Origin of the sequence: Ruegeria halocynthiae (genome assembly GCF_000743705.1) — a bacterium.
Classification (GTDB): domain Bacteria; phylum Pseudomonadota; class Alphaproteobacteria; order Rhodobacterales; family Rhodobacteraceae; genus Ruegeria; species Ruegeria halocynthiae_B.
In genome coordinates, this window is record NZ_JQEZ01000003.1 from 842,258 (window position 1) to 862,498 (window position 20,241).

Below are 20,241 nucleotides of genomic sequence, written 5' to 3' on the forward strand. Positions count from 1 at the left end.
AGGAAACGCGAGCCGTCCCAACCTTGAAAAAGGTGTGATCGAGACGTCGCGCATCAACAAACCCGCCAGTTCCCAGAAAGCCTGCCAAACTAACCACGGTTGAAATATGCGAAAGTAACAATGTTCTCTTTAGATTTTATCTATGCAATCCAGTCGCTGGATTTCAAAAGAAACGATCACGCAGAACCGCTGACGTCCTCATGGCCATCAAGAAGATTGCTGCGACCGACTTCCTCTACCAGCATTTGATGAAACTGTTTTTCCGCCGGGGTTCGGGGAACGGATTTACGCCGGATCAATTCATATGTCGCCACATACCCATAGCTGTCCCGCATCAATTGCCGCATCTTCCCGGCTTTGACAAAGCTTTGTGCGTAATGGACGGGCAGAAACGCAAGATGCTCACCTGACAAGATCAGATGCGCAATTCCTTCGATGCTTGGCGCACGCGCGGTATACTGGAAAGATCGTTCTTTTTCCGAAAGCTGATCAAAGGACATATAACCCCGCTGCGCGTGCGAGTGCCCCTCGATATCCTCGACGGAAATATGCGCGTCGTCCCGCCCGAAAAGTGGGTGGAACTGCCCACAAAACAGCCGAACCTCGGATCGGAAAAGTGGCACATATTCAAGCTGCGACAGGCGTCTTGGGAAAAACCCGATCGCCATATGCGCCTGTCCGCCAAGAACCATCTGTTCAAGCTGGTTGGGCGAGCCGACATGGACGGTTACATCAACCCTGTGATCAAGCGCCCCAAACTGTTTAATTACTTCGGACAGCTGAAACCGCGGGTGAAAGATTGAGTTGTCGATTATCGCGACCTGAAGTTCTCCGACCAGTCGTTTGTCGGAAAGCACCATGGTGCGAAAATCCTCAAGATGACTGAAAAGCGCGTTCGAGGCGTCATAGACACGCTGTCCGTCTTCGGTCAGTGCAAATCCGGCCCGGCCCCTTTGGCACAGGGTCAAGCCCAGCCGCGTTTCAAGGTTCTTTATGTGAATGCTGATGGTGGCCTGACTGACATTCAGTTCAGCCTGCGCCAGAGAAAAACCGCCGCATTGCGCAACCGTTCGAAACACATTGAGAAGTTTGAGGTCGACATTGCTGATCGGTGGAAGGCGCATGATTTCTCACATTTAGGAATATCTAACTAAACATTATTACATCGAAATACCGGACTCTATTGTCAAGCGGTAGGTTAAATTTGAGGACTGCTGATTTGCGGCATCCGGGGACGTCTAAAACAATTAGGACCGAGGTCAAAATGAACAGAACCAACGCGCTGGAAATCAATCCGGACCGTTTATGGGACACACTTTTGGTTTCCGCACAGATTGGACCTGGAAAGGCCGGGGGGCTCAGCCGCCTCACACTTAGTGATGATGATAAGATCATGCGGGATAAATTCGTGCATTGGTGCAAGGAAGCCGGATGCAAGGTTTCTGTCGATCAGGTCGGGAACATTTTTGCCAGGCGCGAGGGGCAAGACCCTGACCTGGCACCTGTTATGGTCGGAAGCCATCTGGATACCCAGATCGCGGGTGGCAAATACGACGGTATCCTTGGCGTGCTGTCGGGGCTGGAAATCATCCGCACTCTGAATGATCGAAACATCGAAACCAAACGCCCCATTGAAGTTGTTTGCTGGACCAATGAGGAAGGTGTGCGGTTTCACCCCCCGATGATGGGGGCTGCTACCTTTGTAGGTGCGCTTGAGGTCGAACAGGCGCTGACCCAGACTGACGCGGATGGCGCTGTGTTCGGGCAAGAGTTGGAGCGGATTGGCTACGCAGGCACAGGCAGCCGAACGCCTGCTGACATTGCCGCATACTTTGAACTTCATATCGAACAGGGGCCGGTTCTTGACGAAGAAGGCATTCATGTCGGCATCGTGACGGGCGGGTTTACGTCTTTTGGCGCCCGTCTGGAAATCAAGGGTGAAAACGCGCACGCCGGACCTACGCTGATGAAACGCCGAAAGGACGCGCTTGTCGGCGCTGCGGTCATCGTCGCCGAGGTCAACAAGATTGGCTGGGAATACGAACCCGAAGGTCGTAGCACCTGCGCCAAGCTCGATGCCTCTCCGAATATGTACGGAATTATCGCGGATTACGCCGCAGTGACGGTTGATGTCCGTCATCCCGATCCGGCCGCCGCACGTGAAATGTATCAAAAAGCGCTGGCGCTTATCCCGGTTGCCGCAGGGCAGGCAAATGTCGATATCTCAATCGCTGATGAATGGTCATTCGGGGAAATTGCATTCGATCAGGAATTGATCAGTCTGGTCAGGAAAACCGCCGCGGATCTGAATGTTTCTCATAAACATATGCTCAGCGTGGCCGGGCATGATGCTTATCAGCTGGCAGAAGCCGTTCCAACCGCGATGATCTTCACGCCTTGCAAAGATGGCATCACCCATAACGAGGCGGAACATGTCGAAGCTGGCTATACTGTTCCCGGCGTCAATGTATTGCTGAATTCGGTTGTGGTCCGCGCGAACGGTTGAACTTTGGGTCTGAAATCCAGCAAGGAAGCTTGGCACGGTTCGATCTGCAAAAACCTCATTGCGACGTAAGGCTCTGTTGAAGGTTGTAAGCAGGAAGGGTTCTGGGCCAGCGATACGTTCCTTTCATTTGCCTTCGCGAATGTGGTGTTTTGTAATCCGTTATTCTTTTGGGGCAGCGCATTCTATAGGCAATTCCCAATCTGTCACGACGCTCAAATCGAGTGTATTTAGCCAATTAACGAGGAATTCTCATGGCAATTCTCAACCCCGTTGATGTTATTGGCCGGGTGGACAAGATTTTGGTGAACCAAGATCGCGCCCGAGGTCTGGAAACCCAATCTGTGGATCGGGTAGATGTAGAGTTCACCGGTTTTCAAGGTGACAGCCATGCCAGCCTGGTGCGTGAAGCCTGTGTGCGTACGAGGCGGCAATATGAACCCGGCACGCCGATCCGAAATGTTCGCCAGATCTCGATCGTATCATTGGAAGAGCTGAGCATTATAGCCTCCAAATTGGAGATGGATACATTGCAGCCGGAATGGCTTGGGGCAAATCTGGTACTATCTGGCATTCCCGCACTGACGCAACTCCCGCCATCGTCACGGCTGATTTTTTCATCGGGCGCGTCTCTGGTTGTGGACATGGAAAACGAGCCCTGTAAGTTCCCTGGCGACGTGATTGAAAAGCAGCACCCCGGCAAAGGCGCCAAGTTTGCCTACCACGCCCGCAACTTGCGCGGGCTGACGGCGTGGGTTGAACGTGAAGGCCAGCTTTCAATGAAGGACGAAGTTGCGGTTCACGTACCTCGCATTCAGCCGTGGCCAAAAAACGCAGAGTGAGACCTCAGGCTTTTCGGACAATGTCGGCAAAACTAGAAATTGCGATCGGGTCTTGAGTGCGAGGGTGTCCAGTTGACGCCCAATCTTGGTCACTCGCATTCGTTGATTTCATTCCATCGTGTTTTGCAAAATTTGCATCAGCTTTTTTGGATATGACCGCGCTCAGGCCAGCAATATTGTTTCCGACATCACGTGGGGCACGGCCCCGCCATCGTTCGGAGACCAGCAATGAAACATGACAAGGCACCGTCAACCCAACGTCTGCCGATGACTCCGGCTGAAGCGTATCAAGCCACAATCAAGATGTTCGGATCCGAACCGGAACCCTCATTTGAAACGCCCGACCGTCAGGAAAAGATCTGGGGCCGCAAGTGGGGCTGTGACAATGATTTTGGTAAGATACGTTCGATCCTAGTGCACCGCCCGGGAGCCGAACTGTCAATCCTCGACCCGAACAAACGGATTGAAGAGCTTGGAACATACGGAGACCGCGAGGTTGGCTGGTACTGGCAGGGGCAAGAACTGCCGTCTGTCGCGGACATGCAGCAACAGCATGACGGAATGGTTGATGTTCTKAAATCCGAGGGCATCGAAGTCATCGAAATGCAGGGTGTGGCCGCGCCGCTTCTGAAAAGTTGCTATACGCGCGACCCGGTCATCGTGTTGGACGGCGGTGCCGTCATCGGCCGGATGGGTCCGAGAATTCGGCAGGGCGAAGAACTGACGGCAACGCGGACTCTTGCAGGCCTGGGTATGCCCATATTGCGCACGGTGACCGGTACCGGAATGCTGGCAGGTGGCTCCTACGCGCGGATCAACAAAACCACCGCTGTTGTTGCAAGATCGGTTCGCGGTAATGACGAGGGAATCGACCAGCTGCGTGACGTTCTTGAACGCGCTGACATCGATCTGATCGTCATCGACATGAACGGATATCTTCTGCATATCGACAGGGTCTTTGTGATGCTGGACAAGGATCTGGCTATGGTCAATCAGAGCCAGCTTCCATTCAGTTTCATTGACTTTCTCGAAAAATCGGGGATTGAGTTGCTGTCCTGCGAGGCGGAAGACAGTGACTGGATTGTAAATTGCCTCGCGCTCAGTCCGCGCCGCGTTCTGATGGCCGAAGGCACGTCTGACAATACGCTGGCCAAGCTTGCGCGTGCCAATGTCGAAGTGATCCAGATCCCCTACGACAAAATGCAACTTGGCGGCGGCGGAATTCACTGCTCAACCAACCCGCTTGTACGCGATGCAGTCTGGGCCGATTAGGTGGAAGAAGCGCAACTGTTGCAATGCATCCGACGACCGACAAACAAACAACTTGGCAATATCCATCAACCTACCATCCTGCACACTATTGATAATACCCCAAGATGCAGGAATTGATCAATTTTTACCTGCCTTAATAGGATGCTTCCGTGACGGATCGCCCACCTGGGTGTGGATCATTCGGCAGGCCGAAACCTACCGACAGATGTCAATAGGGAGAAAGAAATGAACAAATTGAATTTGATGATGGCTACTGCGCTTGCCGCTAGCCTGGTTGCAGGAATCGCTGCAGCGCAGGAAAAAGTGCAAATAGCGTTCATCGATCCGCTGTCCGGACCGTTTGCAACAACTGGCGCGCAAGGGCTGGCGATTTCCTCTTGTATTTCTCCAACTCTGCCGGAACGGGGTTGCCTGAGAGCAAGCTTTTCGGGATGCCGTCGATGGGGTGGGGTCAATTAGTAGGGTCCTACTAATTGAGTTAGTAGGACATTAGTAGGGCGTGTTCGTCAAACGTTCTGAAACGCTGTGCAATGGCTTTTAATGGTGAAGCCCGAATTAGTCAATTAATTATAAGGCCTTATGTGGTAACCTATGGCGCGATCCGGCTCCGTGCAACGACACGACGCCAAAATTCGTAAGGACAGGGTCGGGGGTTCGAGTCCCTCTTGAGGCACCATTTTCCCTAAACCCACAGGTTGATCAATGTCGCCTAAGCGCGTTTTTCGCCGATGGTTGTCACGCCAAGAACCGACAGGACCTTGGCTTCGATGTGCTCTGCATTCATGCTCGCAACGGCGTACATGTCCGCCGGGCTGGCTTGATCAATGAAGATATCGGGCAAGACCATCGAGCGGTATTTCAGCCCGTGATCGAACACGCCCTCATCCGCCAAAAGCTGCGCCACGTGGCTGCCAAAACCGCCGACGGCGCCTTCTTCGATGGTGATCAGGGCCTCGTGGTTTGCGGCCAGATCCAGAATCAGCTCGCGATCCAGCGGTTTGGCAAAGCGGGCGTCGGCGATGGTTGGGGTGATGCCCCGGGCCGAGAGGGCCTCGGCGGCCTTTTGAACCTCGGCCAGGCGGGTGCCAAAGGACAGCAGCGCCACGCGCGCGCCGGTCTGAATCATGCGGCCCTTGCCGATCTCAAGCACTTCGCCGCGTTCGGGCAGATCGACCCCCACGCCTTCGCCACGCGGATAGCGGAACGCGATGGGACCGTCGTCATGTGCGGCAGCGGTGGCGATCATATGCATCAGCTCGGCTTCATCAGCGGCGGCCATGACCACAATACCGGGCAAGTTGGCCAAATAGGCGACATCGAACGATCCGGCGTGGGTTGCGCCATCGGCCCCCACCAGACCCGCACGGTCGATGGCAAAGCGCACAGGCAGGCGCTGAATGGCCACATCATGGACAACCTGATCATAGCCGCGTTGAAGGAAGGTCGAGTACATCGCGCAGAACGGCTTCATCCCGCCAGCCGCCAATGCTGCGGCAAAGGTGACACCGTGCTGTTCCGCAATCGCCACGTCGAAGCAGCGCGAAGGATAGCGTTCCGCAAACAGATTCAGCCCGGTGCCATCGGGCATCGCGGCCGTGACGGCGACGATCTTGTCATCGCGCGCGGCCTCATCCACCAATGTCTTGCCAAAGACCGAGGTGTAGGAGGGCGCGTTGGACGGTGTCTTTTTCTGCTTGCCCGTCACCACGTCGAATTTAGCAGTGGCATGACCCTTGTCGCGGGCTTGTTCCGCCGGGGCATAGCCTTTGCCTTTTTTCGTCAGGACATGGATCAGGATCGGACCGGTCGCCCGCGCCTTGACCGTGCGCAGAACCGGCAGCAGTTGATCCATATCGTGCCCGTCGATGGGGCCGAGATACGAAAAGCCCAACTCTTCGAACAGCGTTCCGCCCACGGCCATGCCTTTCAGCATCTCCTTGGCGCGCTTGGCCCCTTCGCGGAAGGGTTCCGGCAGCAGCGACACTGCGCCCTTGGCGGCGGCTTTCAGATCGTGAAAGGGCGCTTCGGCATACATCCGAGAGAGATAGCTGGACAGCGCACCGACGGGCGGGGCGATGCTCATCTCATTGTCGTTCAGGATCACGATCAGGCGTTTTTTCAGGTGGCCGGCGTTGTTCATCGCCTCGAACGCCATGCCTGCCGACATCGACCCGTCGCCAATCACGGCAATCGCATCGCCCAGCCCCTCGGGGGTGACACCGCCCAGATCACGGGCAACGGCAAAACCAAGCGCCGCGCTGATCGAGGTGCTGGAATGCGCCGCGCCAAATGGGTCATAGGGGCTTTCGCTGCGCTTGGTGAACCCGCTGAGGCCACCCTTCTGGCGCAGCGTGCGAATCCGATCACGGCGTTCCGTCAGAATTTTATGCGGATAACACTGATGTCCCACATCCCAGATGATCTTGTCGCGTGGCGTATCGAAAACGGCATGCAGTGCTGTGGTCAGCTCCACAACACCCAGACCCGCGCCCAGATGCCCCCCGGTTTCCGACACAGCCGAGATTGTCTCAGCCCGCAGTTCGCTGGCAATCTGGTGCAATTGCTCATCCGAGAACTGCTTGAGGTCCGCAGGGCGACCTACAAGGTCCAGCAGGGGCGTATTCGGGCGGTCAGACATGTGGCGCGTTCCTGGCTTAGCTGTCCCGGGCAATAACGAAGCGGGCGGCATCCTTCAAGGTTTCTGCCCCGGGCCCGTACCCGTCCAATGCAGCGCAGGCCTGATCCACCAGGTCTGCCGCACGGGCTTTGGCCGCATCCAGCCCCAACAACGAGACAAAGGTCGCCTTGCCAGCCTGAGTGTCTTTTTGCAGCCGCTTTCCGGCTTTCGACACGTCACCCTCAATATCCAAAATGTCATCGGCGATCTGAAAGGCAAGGCCAAGCGCGCGGGCATATTGGCGCAATGGTTCGGGGTCCGCCTGCGCCAGATACGCACCTGCGCTGGCCGACCATTCGATCAGCGCACCGGTCTTGCCCGCCTGCAACTGCGTAATCTGGTTCAGCGTCAACGGGGCCGCAGCGGTTTCCGCCGCAATATCCAGCGCCTGACCCAGAACCATCCCTTGTGCCCCGCTGGCTTTGGCCAGTGTCAAAGCCAGTTCCGCCCGAACCTCGGCCGGGCCAACCTCGGGCCGTGTACAAAGCTCAAAAGCAAGGGTCTGCAAGGCATCTCCGGCCAGAACGGCGGTGCCTTCGTCCCATTTCACATGCACTGTCGGGCGTCCGCGACGCAGGTCGTCATCGTCCATACAGGGCAGGTCGTCATGCACCAGCGAATAGGCGTGCAGCGCTTCGATCCCGGTGGCGGGCCAGATCGCGCGGCCCGTATCAACGCCATGCAGACGAGCGCTTTCCAGCACCAGAAATCCGCGCAACCGCTTGCCGCCCTGCGTGGCATAGGCCATCGCTCGGGTCACATCCAGATCGTCCAGCGCGCCCAGAACCAGATCGAACTGATCCTGAATGCGCGACGCATCCTGCGCTAGCTTGTCGCGAAACATTTACTGACCTTCGACAGGCGTTGTCCCAGTCGGTTGGCCATCTGCGTCCAGCGTGATCGCCGCCACCTTTTCCTCGGCCCGCTTCAGCTCATCCTCGCAGCGTTTCTTTAGTGCCGCCCCGCGTTCATACAGCGCGATGGACTGGTCCAGCGCCACATCGCCGCGCTCAAGCTGGCCGACCACAGCCTCCAGCTCTTTCATGGCCTGTTCGAATGTCATCTGGTCAACGGGGGTATCGGTCATCGGGCTGCCTTCATCAGTTCTTCCACATGGGCGCGTGTGGCCTCGGCCAGCGCGTTCAGATCATACCCGCCCTCCAAAGTCGAGACGATACGGCCATCACACATCTCCTCGGCAATCCCGCACAATTCCGCGGTCAGCCAGGCGAAATCCCCGGTGGACCAGTTCAATTCGGCCAGCGGGTCATCCTGATGGGCGTCGAACCCGGCCGAGATGATGATCAGTTCGGGCTTGAACGCCCGCAGACGCGGAAACGCCTGCGCCTCATAAGCCGCGCGCATTTCAGCCCCACCGGTGCCGGGGGCCAGCGGGATGTTCAGAACGGTTTCAAACGCACCGGTCTCATCCGCGCGCCCCGAACCGGGCCACAGCGGCATCTGCTGGCTGGTGATCACCAGCGCGCGTTTCTCATCCCACAGCAGGTCCTGGGTTCCGTTGCCGTGATGCACATCAAAATCAACAATGGCCACACGGTTCAGCCCGTGATGGTCCAAAGCGTGCTTTGCCGCCAGAGCCGCATTGCCAAACAGACAAAACCCCATGGCCGTTTCCGTTTCGGCATGATGCCCCGGGGGCCTGATTGCGCAGAACGCATTCGGGGCCTCGCCGCCCAGCACCATATCCACCGCCCGCACGACCGCCCCGGCGGCGCGATAGGCCGCATCGACCGAACCCGGAGACATGAAGGTATCGCCGTCAATCTGCCGGTACCCTTCGGTTGGGCGGTTGCTGCGAATGTCCCGGATGTGCGATTCCGGATGGATGCGCAACAGATCGTCATCCGCCGCCAAAGGCGCGGTTTTCCGATTCAGGTCCAGCGATTCCAGCGCGTGCAGGATATGCTCCAGCCGCGCCACCCGCTCGGGGTGCCCCTCCGGGGTCACATGTTCAAGACAGTCGGCATGGGTCAAAAGAGCGGTGGTCATCTGGGTCCCCTGTTCATCTGGCTACAAGTATCCTCGCCGAAGGCATAAAACCGCCGCGCAGCGGCCAAATCAATCCGGCGCCAACATATACCCGGCCCCGCGTACTGTCTGCAGGTAACGCGGCTGCTTGGGGTCCTGTTCGATCTTGCGACGCAGCCGGGTGATCTGCACATCCACCGCGCGTTCCTGCGCCTGACCTTTGTCGCGGCCCAGATCCTCGACCAGCTTGGCGCGGCTGATCGGCTCTCCGGGCTGGGTCGAGAAGATCTTCATCAACTGGCTTTCCGTTGCCGTCAGGCGCACCGGATCTTCACCCTGCCACATCTCGCCCCGTTCCACATCATACCGGATCGGGCCGAGGTTCAGAATTTTGGTCGCCGCATCCTGCGCCGGAGTTTCGGGCATCCGCCGCAGGATCGCATTGATGCGCAACAACAGCTCTTTCGGCTCGAACGGTTTGGCCAGATAGTCATCCGCCCCTGCCTCAAGCCCGGCAATCCGGTGCTCGGTCTCGCCGCGTGCGGTCAACAGAAGAACCGGCGTGGCATGGGTTTCACGCAGCGATTTGGTCAGGCTGACGCCATCCTCACCGGGCATCATCACGTCCAGAACGATCATGTCGAAGTCCAGCCCGGATAACACCCGCCGCGCATGGGCCGCATCGCGCGCCGCCGTCACCAGAAATCCGTTTCGCATCAAGAATTTCTTGAGCAAATCGCGAATGCGCTCGTCATCGTCGACGATCAACAGGTGGGCGTCCATATCGCTCATGAGGTGGTATCCCGCAGTTTCGTGTAAGCATGACGCATATCAGCATCCATCATTGCTTCAAGCACTTTACGAAAACCTGACACCGCTTCGGGGCCGGCTTCCTTGTAGGCGGCACGCATCCGCACGCGCTGGGCCTCGGACAGTTTGGCCTCCAGCGCCTTGCCCTGGTCCGTCAGAAACAGATGCCGCTCGCGTTTGTCCATGCTACCCACGCGGCTTTCGACCAGCCCATCGTCGATCAATGTCCGCAGCACCCGGTTCAGCGACTGTTTCGTCACCCCCAGGATCGCCAGCAGGTTGTTGACCGTGGTGCCCGGCGCGCGGTTGATAAAGTGGATGGCGCGATGGTGTGCCCGCCCATAGGCCATCTGTGTTAGAATGCGATCAGGGTCCGCCGTAAAGCCGCGATAGGCGAAAAACATCGCCTCGATCCCTTGCCGCAGCTGTTCGTCGGTCAAAAACAACAGGCTCTCACCGCCATAGGTCTGGGCGGGGCGGGTGTCCGACATGGTACGCCTCATTCGTTACTCGGGTCCGAGTTTATGTCAGCGTTATTGACATTCCAAGGGCAGAGAGGTATCGAATCGCAGTTTTTGCGCAACTTTATGTCCGGTCCGGACTTAATCAGCGCAATAATTGAAAATTCAGCCCAGTTCAGGAGGTTTCGCATGGCGGGGTATGACGATCGAGACGGTGTCATCTGGATGGATGGCAAACTGGTGCCCTGGCGCGAGGCCAATGTGCATATCCTGTCTCACGCGATGCATTATGCGTCTTCGGTCTTCGAAGGTGAACGCGCCTATAACGGCAAAATCTTCAAAAGCCGCGAACATTCCGAACGTCTGATCGCCTCGGCCGAGGCGCTGGATATTCCGATGCCCTATGACGTGGATCAGATCGAAGCCGCCAAGGAAGAAGCGCTGAAAGCCAGCGGGTTGCAGGACGCCTATGTACGCGCGCTGGTCTGGCGTGGTTCGGGTGAGGATATGGGTGTCGCTTCGGCGAAAAACCCGGTGCGCATGGCCGTCGCTGTCTGGCCGTGGGGGGCCTATTACGGCGACGCCAAGATGCAGGGTGCCAAGCTGGATATCGCAGAATGGAAACGGCCCAGTCCGGAAACCATCCCGGTGCACGCCAAGGCGGCCGGTCTGTACATGATTTGCACCATCTCAAAGCACAAGGCCGAGGCCAAGGGCTGCTCGGATGCGTTGTTCATGGATTACCGCGGCTACGTGGCCGAGGCCACGGGTGCCAATGTGTTCTTCGTCAAGGATGGTGAGGTGCACACCCCGCTGGCCGATTGCTTTTTGAACGGCATCACCCGCCAGACCGTGATCCAGATGCTGAAGGACAAGGGCCTTACCGTCCACGAGCGCCGCATCAAGCCCGAAGAGATGGCCGAATTCGAACAGTGCTGGCTGACCGGCACGGCGGCCGAGGTCACCCCGGTGGGTCAGATCGGCGACTATACCTTTGCGGTTGGCGACATCACCCGCGAGATCGCCGCAGACTATGAGGCGCTGGTGCGCGCCTGATCTTTCAGGACAATGGTATTGGGAACCCTCGCTTTTGGCGGGGGTTTTTCTTTGCCCGTCGTTCAAGCTTTTGTGCAGATCGTTCAGATGACTGGACGAATGCGCAGCCGGGTATAGGTTACCCCTATGTTAGACCTGCTCAGTGATATCCTCACCCGCCTGTCGTTGCGGGGTACTTTCTACTTTCGCACGTCGTTCACACCACCCTTTGGCATTCAGGTTCCGGCTTTTGAAAATGTCGCCCGGTTCCACTTTGTTCAGCGGGGTGAGTTGAAGGTTTATGTCTCTAACACGGGGGAAACCCTGCGTCTGAAACAAGGCGATCTGATCCTGATCCCCCACGGGGCGGCCCATGCCTTGCTGTGCAATGAGGTCAACCCACTGGACGCCCTGCCGTTGGAGCAGGTGCTGGAAGAGGCCGGATATCAGGGCGATGGTGTTCTGGTTTATGGCGGTCAGGACAAAAGCCGCGATACCCAGCTGATCTGTGGGCATTTCTCGTTCACTGGCCCGCCGGGGCGGCAGGGCACCGGGCATATGCTGATCGACCGGCTGCCGCCCTATATCCTGATCGAGAATTATGGCGAAGAGGCCGGGGCCTGGATCGAGGCCACCCTGCGCATGATCGGGTCCGAGGTCGGCGGCGCCCGGATCGGCGGTGATCTGATTGCGCTGAAACTGTCGGAAATTCTGTTTGCACAGGCCATTCGCGCCCATCTTGAACTTCAAAGCCCCAGCGACACCGCCCTTGCCGGGTTTGCCGACCCTCGCATCTCGCGCGCGCTGACCGCTTTTCATCAGGCCCCGGCGCATGAATGGAGCGTTGAAGCGTTGGCGCGCGAGGCTGGCATGTCGCGCACCGCCTTCGCCCAGCTGTTTGCCGAAAAGATGGCTGCGACGCCGATGCAGTATCTGACCGACTGGCGGATGCAGATCGCCTGCCATGGGCTGACTGAAAGCCGGTGGAACGTCGCGGATGCTGCGGCCGAGGTCGGCTATGCGTCCGAGGCCGCCTTTTCGCGGGTGTTCAAGAAGCAGATCGGCGTGTCACCGGCGGCCTATCGGGCCATTCACTGAAACGCCCGATTTCTGAACGATCTGCAATATCTTGCGGACGATCCGGACTAACCGTTCGAATTGCCAATCCTACCTTGGAAGCATGCCAAGCCAGGAAAGGAAAATTCATGTCTGTCCGTTTCGTTACCCGCACCGTTCACGCTTATCTTGATTACCCGGTCGCATTTGCGTTGATGGTGCTGCCCTTTGTTTTGGGGCTTGGGCAATCCAATCCGATGGCCCTGTGGCTGTCGGTGGTTACCGGGATGGCGGCCTTTGTGCTGACCGTGCTGACTGATCACCATCTGGGGATCTGGCGCGTTCTGCCCTATAAGTTTCACCTGACCGTGGACCTGATTGTTGGCGTCACGTTCCTGGCCGCGCCCAGCTTGTTTGGGTTCTCGGGGCTGGATGCGATATACTACTGGCTGAACGGTGCGGCAGTGGTCGCCGTCATCACGCTCAGCGCACCGGAACAGGGCGCAACCGCCTGAGCCTGATTTCCATGGGTGTCACAATATCATCGTGATACTTTCAAGAATCTGAGCCGCTTGTTTTACAAACAGGCGGCTCACTGCTGCTCACCAATCGCGTGACCACCCACAGGTCACCAGACAGGAGAGCCCCAATGACCCGAATCCTTCGCCCAAACCGTCGCGCCTTTTTGGCGGGCAGCACCGCCTTTGCCGCATCGCTGGCGACGCCCGCAATCAGCCGCGCGTCCGCGCGCCCTGTTTTCACCCATGGGGTGCAGTCGGGGGATGTTGATACCACGTCTGGCATGATCTGGACCCGTACAGACCGCCCATCACGGGTGATGATGGAGGTTTCGACCACCCAGAGCTTTTCGGATGCCCGCCAGTTAACGCCGTTGGACGCAATCCCGAACAGCGATTTCGCGGTCAAGCGGCTGGTTCAGGGGCTGCCTTTGGATCAGGACATCTTCTATCGCTTCGTGGCCGCTGATCTGAGCGATATCAACGTTACATCAGAGCCTATTGTAGGGCAATTTCGCACCGCCCCGACCGCGCGCCGCAATATCCGCTTTGCCTGGTCGGGCGATACTGCCGGTCAGGGCTGGGGCATAGATGACGAGGGTATGCGCACCTATGCGACCATGGCGCAGCACCGGCCGGATTTCTTTATCCATTCCGGCGACACAATCTATGCCGATGGTCCGATGCAGGATGAGGTTGAAAAAGACGGCCAACTGATCTGGAAAAACACCACCCTGATCGACGAGAAACGCAAAGTGGCCGAAACGCTGGACGAATTTCGGGGACAGTGGAAATACAACATGATGGACGCGCATGTGCGTGCGATGAATGCGGTGTGCCCGACGTTTTTTCAGTGGGACGACCATGAGGTTGTGAACAATTGGTCGGACGCCAAGGACCTGATCTCGGACGATCGCTACTCTGAGAAATCGGTGCATGTGTTGCAATCCCGCGCCGCGCGGGCGTTTCACGAGATGACGCCGCTGCGGATCACACCAGCGGAACCGGGGCGGGTGTATCGCAAAATCTCATACGGTCCGATGCTGGATGTATTCTTTCTGGACCTGCGCAGCTATCGCGGGCCGAACGGGCCGTCCATGGAGCAAGACATCACCGATCAGTCCCGCATCCTGGGGGCCGAGCAACTGGCGTGGCTGAAACGCGAGTTGGCCTCGTCTGACGCGACGTGGAAGGTGATCGCATCCGACATGCCAATCGGGCTGATCGTCTGGGACAATTGGAAGGAACAGGCTGGGGCCGAGGCAATCGCGAACGGTGACAACGGACCAGCCATAGGGCGCGAGTTGGAGATCGCCGACTTGCTGCGGTTCATCAAGACAGCAGGGGTCACCAACACGGTCTGGTTCACAGCCGACGTTCACTATACCGCTGCGCATTATTATGACCCTAACAAAGCGCAATTTCAGGATTTCGAGCCGTTTTGGGAGTTTGTATCAGGCCCATTGCATGCCGGAACCTTTGGTCCGAATGCGCTGGACGGCACCTTTGGCCCCGAAGTGAAATTCGTCAAAGCGCCAACCGAAGAGCAGGGGGCAAACCTGCCGCCCAGCGCGGGGCTGCAGTTCTTTGGCCTGGTGGATATCGACGCGGACACCCAGCAAATGACCGTGCGCCTGATGGATCGCGTCGATACCGCCCTTTGGTCGGTTACGCTCGACCCGCAGCCGCAAGGGATATGATCACCCGATTTGCCGCGCCCTGGGGGTCGCCTTGGGGCGCGGCATATTTTACCCTTGAAATTCCCGACAAAAATAATCAGATAACGCGTAACGCTGGACAGGATAACGTCCGGCACCGGGTTTCGGGGCGGTCTGCGGGCTTAGCGCATGACATGGTGAGGGCTGGCCGCCGCCCCGAAAACGAATTGCCGGGGCGGCGGCGCGGGCAGAGGGTTGGAAATGGGCGATCCGATGGATGAAATCATGGCACGGCACGAGGCGGCCACCGCCTGCGGGTGCTGTTGTGACGATGACTATTGCGCTTATGTCGACAAACAGACCCCCGCCGCAGAGGATGATCCGGCCCGAACCCTTCCGGACAGCGCCGCCAGCCGACGCGGATCGGTCAGGTATCTCAACGAAAACCCGCCTGCGTAACAGCCCCTGATCGGGGCTGTTGAGGCATAGCTCTTAGAAATCCACGCCGCGTTGGGCTTTGATCCCGGCCTGAAACGGGTGTTTTTCTTCGGTCATTTCCGTGACCAGATCGGCATAGTCGCGCAGGGGCTGTGGGGCATCGCGACCGGTCAAGAAAACGCTGGTCTTGTCCGAGCGCGCTTTCAGGCCGTCGATGACCTGTTCTACCGACAGATATTCATAACGCAGCGCGATGTTGATTTCGTCCAGAACCACAAGATCATATTCGCCGCCAGCCATCAGCGCGCGCGCCTTGTCAAAAGCAGCGTTTGCGGCGGCGATGTCGCGTTCACGATCCTGGGTATCCCATGTGAAACCTTCGCCCATCGTGTGCCAGGTGACCAGATCGCGCTCTTCAAAGAATCGCCGCTCTCCAGTTTTCCACTTGCCCTTGATGAACTGCACCACGGCCACCTTCTGACCCCAGCCAAGCGCACGAATGACCACGCCGAATGCGGCTGAGGATTTGCCCTTGCCCTTGCCGGTATTGATCAGCACCAGCCCCCGGCCGGGATCGACCGTCTCGGACACTTTCTTGCGGTGCTTGGCCTGCACCTCTTGCATTTTTTCCTTGTGATCCTGCGCGTCGCTCATGGGAAACCCTCATCTTGTGTCGGGCACACCCTAGGGGAAGTTCGGCAAAGGTAAAGGTCAGGCCTTGGGATCGGTTGCAGCGCGCGCTTTGCTGCGTTCCAGCCCCAGCTGATGTTCGCGCCAGATCACCACGATATTGCCCGCAATCACCAGCGCCGCACCCGCCAGCATCACCAGTGTAGGCAGTTCGCTGAACCAGACGTACCCGATGGCAATGGCAAACAGCATCGAGGTATAGTCGTAAGGTGCCAGCATCGACGCCTGCCCAAAGCGATACGAAGATGTCACCAGAATCTGCGCCACCCCGCCGATCAGCCCGGCCAGAATCAACAACGCCGCCTGTTCCCAATTGGGCATGACCCATCCCCAGAATGCCGTCATCCCCGACAGCAGGGTCGCGGTCACCGAGAAATAGAACACAACGGCGGCGGGGTGATCGGTCTGCACCAGTTGCCGGATGTGGATCTGCACAAACGCCCGCGCCATGGTGGCGGCCAGGACGCACAGCGCCCCGATTGTGGCGGCGCTGTCCATGTTGTTTCCGCCCAAACGGGGCCAGATCATGATCAGCACCCCAAGCAGGCCGATGGCTACCGCGCCGATGCGGATCATTCGGATGCGTTCACCCAGCATGAATGCGGCCAGAATCAGCGTGAAGATCGGAGTGGCATAGCCGATTGCCGTGACCTCGGGCAAAGGCAGCAGGCTGAGGCCGGTGAACGTCAGCCCCATCGCCGTTGTGCCCAGCACGCCGCGCCAGAAATGGCCCATGGGTTTCTTGACAACCAAACCCTGCTTCAACTCTCGACGCCAGGTCAGCCAGACGATGATGATCGGAACGGCAAAGAGAGAGCGGAAGAACACCATCTCGCCGGGTGGGAAATCGGCGGACAGGGCTTTGATCAACGCCTGCATCACGGTGAACAAAACCAGGGCGCTTAACTTCAGCGTCACGGCCAGGGCAGGTCGATGCGATGTTAAAGGTTTTGCCATCGGCGCGACCCTGCGCCTTTGGCTGGAAAAGATCAACGCGTCGTTTACTGATCTGTCCAATCGACCGGCAGGGTGCCGCCAATCTCTTGTGCAAAGTCTTCCAGAAACCGGATCATGCGCGTGGTTCTTCGCTGTGCGATTTCTTTGCCTGTTTTGGTCAGCATATCGCCGGGCAGGCGCAGCAGCTTGATCTTCCAGTGATCTATCGAATAATGCAGGTCGTCCAGCGGACGGTGCGCGGCAAATGGATCCGCCGGGTCATAAAGCGACCGCCCCAACGCCCCTGAAACCGAGAAGTTCCGCGCAATGCCAATCGCGCCCAGCGCATCCAGCCTGTCTGCATCGCGCAGAATGCAGGCCTCGGGCGATTCCGGCGTGATATTGGCCGAAAAACTATGCGCCTCAATCGCGTGTGTGATGGCGCGGATCTGGCCTGGATCATAGCCCAATTTGGCCAGAATAGACTCTGATTCCTCAGCCGATTTGCGCGATGCCAGATGACGTTCGGGATCGTCTTTGGACAGGTTGACCAGATCATGCAGGTAACTGGCGGCCAGCAGCACCGGCATGTCAGTCTGATCGTCAGCGATGGCCTGCGCGTTCATCCAGACCCGGTCCAGATGGGCCAGATCATGGGCCGGATCGGTCGCCATGCGCTGCGCGACGACGGCGCGCAGGCGGGACCGCAGATCAGCCGATCCGTCCACGGTTCTCGCCTATTTGTCCACGGTGCAGCAACAGGTGATCCAGGATCACGCAGGCCATCATCGCCTCACCCACCGGAACGGCGCGGATGCCGACGCAGGGGTCGTGGCGGCCCTTGGTGATGATCTCGGTTTCTTCGCCGGATTTGGTGATGGTCTTGCGCGTGGTCAGGATGGATGAGGTCGGTTTCACCGCGAACCGCACCACAAGATCCTGCCCGGTCGAGATGCCGCCCAGAATCCCGCCCGAGTGGTTCGAGCTGTATTGCGGGCCGTTCTGACCCATGAAAATCTCATCCGCGTTGGCCTCGCCAGTCAGTTCGGCGGCTGCCATGCCTTCGCCAATCTCAACGCCTTTGACTGCGTTGATCGACATCATCGCGGCGGCCAGATCAGTGTCTAACTTGGCATATACCGGCGCGCCGATCCCGGCTGGAACGCCGCGCGCGACCACCTCGACCACAGCGCCGACCGAGTTTCCGGATTTGCGCAGATCATCCAGATAGGCAGCCCAATCCCGCGCGGCCTGCGCGTCCGGCGTCCAGAACGGGTTCTGTTCGATCTGGGACCAGTCGAAATTGCCCCGGTCGATCTTATGCGGCCCGATCTGGGTCATAAAGCCGGTGATCTGTACATTTGGCGCGATCTGCTTGATCGCCTCGCGCGCCAGCCCCCCGGCGGCCACACGCGATGCGGTTTCACGGGCCGAGCTGCGCCCGCCGCCGCGATAATCCCGGATGCCGTATTTCTGCCAATAGGTGATATCAGCATGGCCCGGGCGAAACTTGTCGATGATATCGCCGTAATCCTTCGAGCGCTGATCGGTGTTTTCGATCATCAGCTGTACAGGCGTGCCGGTGGTCTGGCCTTCGAACACGCCGGACAGGATTTTCACCTGATCGGGCTCGCGGCGTTGGGTGGTGAACTTGTTCTGCCCCGGTTTGCGCTTGTCCAGCCAGTGCTGGATCATGGCTTCGTCAATGGTGACGCCCGGCGGGCAGCCATCGACGGTTGCACCCAAAGCGGGCCCATGGCTTTCGCCCCAGGTGGTGACGCGGAAAAGATGTCCAAAGCTGTTCATCGACATGGGGCGTGCTCCTTTGAGCGTTGTGATTAGCGGGCAAGGCCCCCGGCCTCAAGCGGATTTGCGGTTGGGGCTGTGTGGCCCCAACCCGTTCCGGTCACGCAGCCCTGGTCAGCGCGGCGCGGGTTTCGGTGATTTTCAGCGCCGCTTGCGCCGCCTCGCGTCCCTTGTCCACGAAATGGGCGCGGTAGATCGCGTTGTGGTGATCGGTTTCCTGATACTGATGCGGGGTCAGCGAAACCGACAGGACCGGAACGCCCGTGTCCAACCCGGCGCGCATCAACCCATCGACCACGGCCTGAGCCACGAAATCGTGGCGATAGATGCCGCCATCCACAACAAAGGCCGCGCAGGCCACGGCAGCATAACGGCCGGTCTGGGCAAGGTCGCGGGCCAGCAGGGGCATCTCGAACGCGCCGGGAACGTCAAAGACGTCGATCTGACCGGCTGGGATAAGCTCTTGAAAGCCCTCCAGCGCGCGGTCAACGATATCGGAATGCCAGTTTGCTTTGATAAAAGCATAGCGGGTGTGTGTCATCATGATCTCCTTCTCAAAACAGACACGTCACCCAAGGCGATCACGAGCAGACGCGCCGTTGGTTGGCCCGCTGCACGTTCTCTTCCATCCGGACTTTGACCGTCGGCTCTGGTTTCTCACCAGATCTGCTGTCACCCCGAAGGCCGGGGCCGCTCGCGGGCTTACGGGTCATGGCCCGCTTACCGCCGGTGGGGAATTTCACCCCGCCCTGAGAACAGGGAGGGTTTTGCCAACATGCGGCCCGTTCCGCAAGGGTGTCGAGTCTTTGTGTCCTGACGCAGGATGCCTAAGGCCAGAAGAAGCGAGGGCTTTTGTTTTGGCAACCGTGTTGTAAGGTCGGCGCTATCAAGGAGAGCGTGAATGAAACTCTATCACAGTCCGATGTCGCCATATGTGCGTAAAGTTATGGTTTTGCTGCATGAAACTGATCAGCTTAACGATGTCGAGGTGGTCGATATCGCCAGTACCCCACTGGCCCCGGCGGAACCTTTGCTGGCCAAGGCACCGCTGGCCAGAATTCCGGCGCTGGAGAGGCCAGATGGCCCGACCTTGTTTGATAGCCGGGTGATCTGTGCCTTTCTGGATGCACGGGCGCAGTCGGGTATGTATTCCGACGGGGCCGGGCACTGGGATGTGCTGACGCTTGAGGCACTGGCGGATGGCATAATGGATTCGGCCGTATCAATGGCTTATGAGACCCGAATCCGGCCAGAGGACAAGCAATGGGACGGCTGGCTTGAGGCGCAATGGAGTAAGATCGAACGCGCCTGTGCCGTGTTGAACCAGCGCTGGATGGCGCATTTGTCAGGGCCGCTGGACATGGGGCAGATCGCCGTGGGCTGTGCGCTGGGATACTTGGACCTGCGTCATGATGCGCGGGGCTGGCGCAAGGGCAATGATGCCCTGGCCGCTTGGCATGCCGAGTTCAGCGAGCGACCCAGCATGGCCGCCACACGCCCGCCAGGCTGATCAATACGTCCGAATCTGCAAGTCATTCCGTCAGGAGAAC

22 protein-coding genes and 1 riboswitch are annotated in these 20,241 nt (G+C 58.5%); of the genes, 10 read left to right on the forward strand and 12 right to left on the reverse strand.

Features of this window, described 5'->3' with window-relative positions; genetic code table 11:
• Positions 1 to 176: 176 nt before the first annotated feature.
• Entirely contained in the window at positions 177 to 1,124 is a 948-nt protein-coding gene (locus JT51_RS14755; protein WP_051927579.1) for a LysR family transcriptional regulator, read from the reverse strand.
• A gap of 140 nt (positions 1,125 to 1,264) precedes the next feature.
• On the opposite strand from JT51_RS14755, the gene JT51_RS14760 reads away from it, so the two are divergent.
• The 4 genes from JT51_RS14760 to JT51_RS21790 all read left to right on the forward strand — a co-directional run bounded on the left by JT51_RS14760 (position 1,265) and on the right by JT51_RS21790 (position 5,076).
• Complete coding sequence (locus JT51_RS14760; protein ID WP_037313913.1) at positions 1,265 to 2,506, forward strand: Zn-dependent hydrolase; 1,242 nt, start codon at positions 1,265 to 1,267, stop codon at positions 2,504 to 2,506.
• A 251-nt stretch (positions 2,507 to 2,757) separates the two neighbouring features.
• The gene (locus JT51_RS14765; RefSeq protein WP_037313915.1) at positions 2,758 to 3,345 is read left to right on the forward strand and encodes an MOSC domain-containing protein; all 588 of its coding nucleotides are present in this window, start codon (positions 2,758 to 2,760) and stop codon (positions 3,343 to 3,345) included.
• Between the two features lie 228 nt (positions 3,346 to 3,573).
• The gene (locus tag JT51_RS14770; protein ID WP_200876091.1) at positions 3,574 to 4,617 is read left to right on the forward strand and encodes a dimethylarginine dimethylaminohydrolase family protein; all 1,044 of its coding nucleotides are present in this window, start codon (positions 3,574 to 3,576) and stop codon (positions 4,615 to 4,617) included.
• Between the two features lie 225 nt (positions 4,618 to 4,842).
• On the forward strand, positions 4,843 to 5,076 hold the full coding sequence (locus JT51_RS21790; RefSeq protein WP_152563358.1) for a hypothetical protein: 234 nt from the start codon (positions 4,843 to 4,845) through the stop codon (positions 5,074 to 5,076).
• A 250-nt stretch (positions 5,077 to 5,326) separates the two neighbouring features.
• Here JT51_RS21790 and dxs read toward each other — a convergent pair whose 3' ends face one another.
• The 6 genes from dxs to JT51_RS14800 all read right to left on the reverse strand — a co-directional run bounded on the left by dxs (position 5,327) and on the right by JT51_RS14800 (position 10,584).
• Positions 5,327 to 7,255: a 1-deoxy-D-xylulose-5-phosphate synthase gene (gene dxs, locus JT51_RS14775; RefSeq protein WP_037313916.1), complete on the reverse strand. Its 1,929-nt coding sequence runs from the start codon at positions 7,253 to 7,255 to the stop codon at positions 5,327 to 5,329.
• A 16-nt stretch (positions 7,256 to 7,271) separates the two neighbouring features.
• Complete coding sequence (locus JT51_RS14780) at positions 7,272 to 8,138, reverse strand: polyprenyl synthetase family protein (protein ID WP_037313917.1); 867 nt, start codon at positions 8,136 to 8,138, stop codon at positions 7,272 to 7,274.
• Positions 8,139 to 8,381: an exodeoxyribonuclease VII small subunit gene (locus tag JT51_RS14785; RefSeq protein ID WP_037313918.1), complete on the reverse strand. Its 243-nt coding sequence runs from the start codon at positions 8,379 to 8,381 to the stop codon at positions 8,139 to 8,141.
• Positions 8,378 to 9,304 carry a histone deacetylase family protein gene (locus JT51_RS14790; RefSeq protein ID WP_037313919.1) on the reverse strand — a complete coding sequence of 309 codons (927 nt, stop codon included), beginning with the start codon at positions 9,302 to 9,304 and terminating at the stop codon, positions 8,378 to 8,380. Before JT51_RS14790 ends, JT51_RS14785 begins: the two co-directional genes overlap by 4 nt.
• Positions 9,305 to 9,373: 69 nt before the next feature.
• A complete protein-coding gene (locus tag JT51_RS14795) occupies positions 9,374 to 10,075 on the reverse strand; it encodes a response regulator (RefSeq protein ID WP_037313920.1) in 702 nt (233 codons plus the stop codon).
• Positions 10,072 to 10,584 (reverse strand): MarR family winged helix-turn-helix transcriptional regulator, encoded by a 513-nt coding sequence (locus tag JT51_RS14800; RefSeq protein WP_037313931.1) that lies wholly within the window; start codon positions 10,582 to 10,584, stop codon positions 10,072 to 10,074. The genes JT51_RS14795 and JT51_RS14800 overlap by 4 nt, the downstream gene beginning before the upstream one ends.
• Positions 10,585 to 10,743: 159 nt before the next feature.
• Here JT51_RS14800 and JT51_RS14805 point away from each other — a divergent pair, with 159 nt between their 5' ends.
• The 5 genes from JT51_RS14805 (at position 10,744) to JT51_RS14825 (ending at position 15,280) form a co-directional block, all read left to right on the forward strand.
• The gene (locus JT51_RS14805) at positions 10,744 to 11,610 is read left to right on the forward strand and encodes a branched-chain amino acid aminotransferase (RefSeq protein ID WP_037313936.1); all 867 of its coding nucleotides are present in this window, start codon (positions 10,744 to 10,746) and stop codon (positions 11,608 to 11,610) included.
• Between the two features lie 126 nt (positions 11,611 to 11,736).
• On the forward strand, positions 11,737 to 12,687 hold the full coding sequence (locus JT51_RS14810; RefSeq protein WP_037313938.1) for an AraC family transcriptional regulator: 951 nt from the start codon (positions 11,737 to 11,739) through the stop codon (positions 12,685 to 12,687).
• Positions 12,688 to 12,794: 107 nt separating this feature from the next.
• Positions 12,795 to 13,160, forward strand: a complete 366-nt coding sequence (locus JT51_RS14815) for an SPW repeat domain-containing protein (RefSeq protein WP_037313940.1) — start codon at positions 12,795 to 12,797, stop codon at positions 13,158 to 13,160.
• A gap of 134 nt (positions 13,161 to 13,294) precedes the next feature.
• Positions 13,295 to 14,863, forward strand: a complete 1,569-nt coding sequence (locus JT51_RS14820) for an alkaline phosphatase D family protein (protein WP_037313943.1) — start codon at positions 13,295 to 13,297, stop codon at positions 14,861 to 14,863.
• 219 nt (positions 14,864 to 15,082) lie between these two features.
• The gene (locus tag JT51_RS14825) at positions 15,083 to 15,280 is read left to right on the forward strand and encodes a hypothetical protein (protein WP_037313946.1); all 198 of its coding nucleotides are present in this window, start codon (positions 15,083 to 15,085) and stop codon (positions 15,278 to 15,280) included.
• 33 nt (positions 15,281 to 15,313) lie between these two features.
• On the opposite strand, the gene cobO is transcribed toward JT51_RS14825, so the two are convergent.
• The 5 genes from cobO to JT51_RS14850 all read right to left on the reverse strand — a co-directional run bounded on the left by cobO (position 15,314) and on the right by JT51_RS14850 (position 19,232).
• Entirely contained in the window at positions 15,314 to 15,913 is a 600-nt protein-coding gene (gene cobO / locus JT51_RS14830) for a cob(I)yrinic acid a,c-diamide adenosyltransferase (protein ID WP_037313949.1), read from the reverse strand.
• A 57-nt stretch (positions 15,914 to 15,970) separates the two neighbouring features.
• Positions 15,971 to 16,906 carry a DMT family transporter gene (locus JT51_RS14835; RefSeq protein WP_037313952.1) on the reverse strand — a complete coding sequence of 312 codons (936 nt, stop codon included), beginning with the start codon at positions 16,904 to 16,906 and terminating at the stop codon, positions 15,971 to 15,973.
• A 44-nt stretch (positions 16,907 to 16,950) separates the two neighbouring features.
• A complete protein-coding gene (locus tag JT51_RS14840; RefSeq protein WP_037313955.1) occupies positions 16,951 to 17,613 on the reverse strand; it encodes an HD domain-containing protein in 663 nt (220 codons plus the stop codon).
• On the reverse strand, positions 17,597 to 18,697 hold the full coding sequence (aroC, locus tag JT51_RS14845; protein WP_037313958.1) for a chorismate synthase: 1,101 nt from the start codon (positions 18,695 to 18,697) through the stop codon (positions 17,597 to 17,599). Before aroC ends, JT51_RS14840 begins: the two co-directional genes overlap by 17 nt.
• A 94-nt stretch (positions 18,698 to 18,791) precedes the next feature.
• Positions 18,792 to 19,232, reverse strand: a complete 441-nt coding sequence (locus tag JT51_RS14850) for a 6,7-dimethyl-8-ribityllumazine synthase (RefSeq protein ID WP_037314400.1) — start codon at positions 19,230 to 19,232, stop codon at positions 18,792 to 18,794.
• Between the two features lie 72 nt (positions 19,233 to 19,304).
• A riboswitch (FMN riboswitch) is annotated at positions 19,305 to 19,452 on the reverse strand.
• A gap of 140 nt (positions 19,453 to 19,592) precedes the next feature.
• Here JT51_RS14850 and JT51_RS14855 point away from each other — a divergent pair.
• Entirely contained in the window at positions 19,593 to 20,201 is a 609-nt protein-coding gene (locus JT51_RS14855; RefSeq protein ID WP_037313961.1) for a glutathione S-transferase, read from the forward strand.
• Positions 20,202 to 20,241 lie beyond the last annotated feature (40 nt).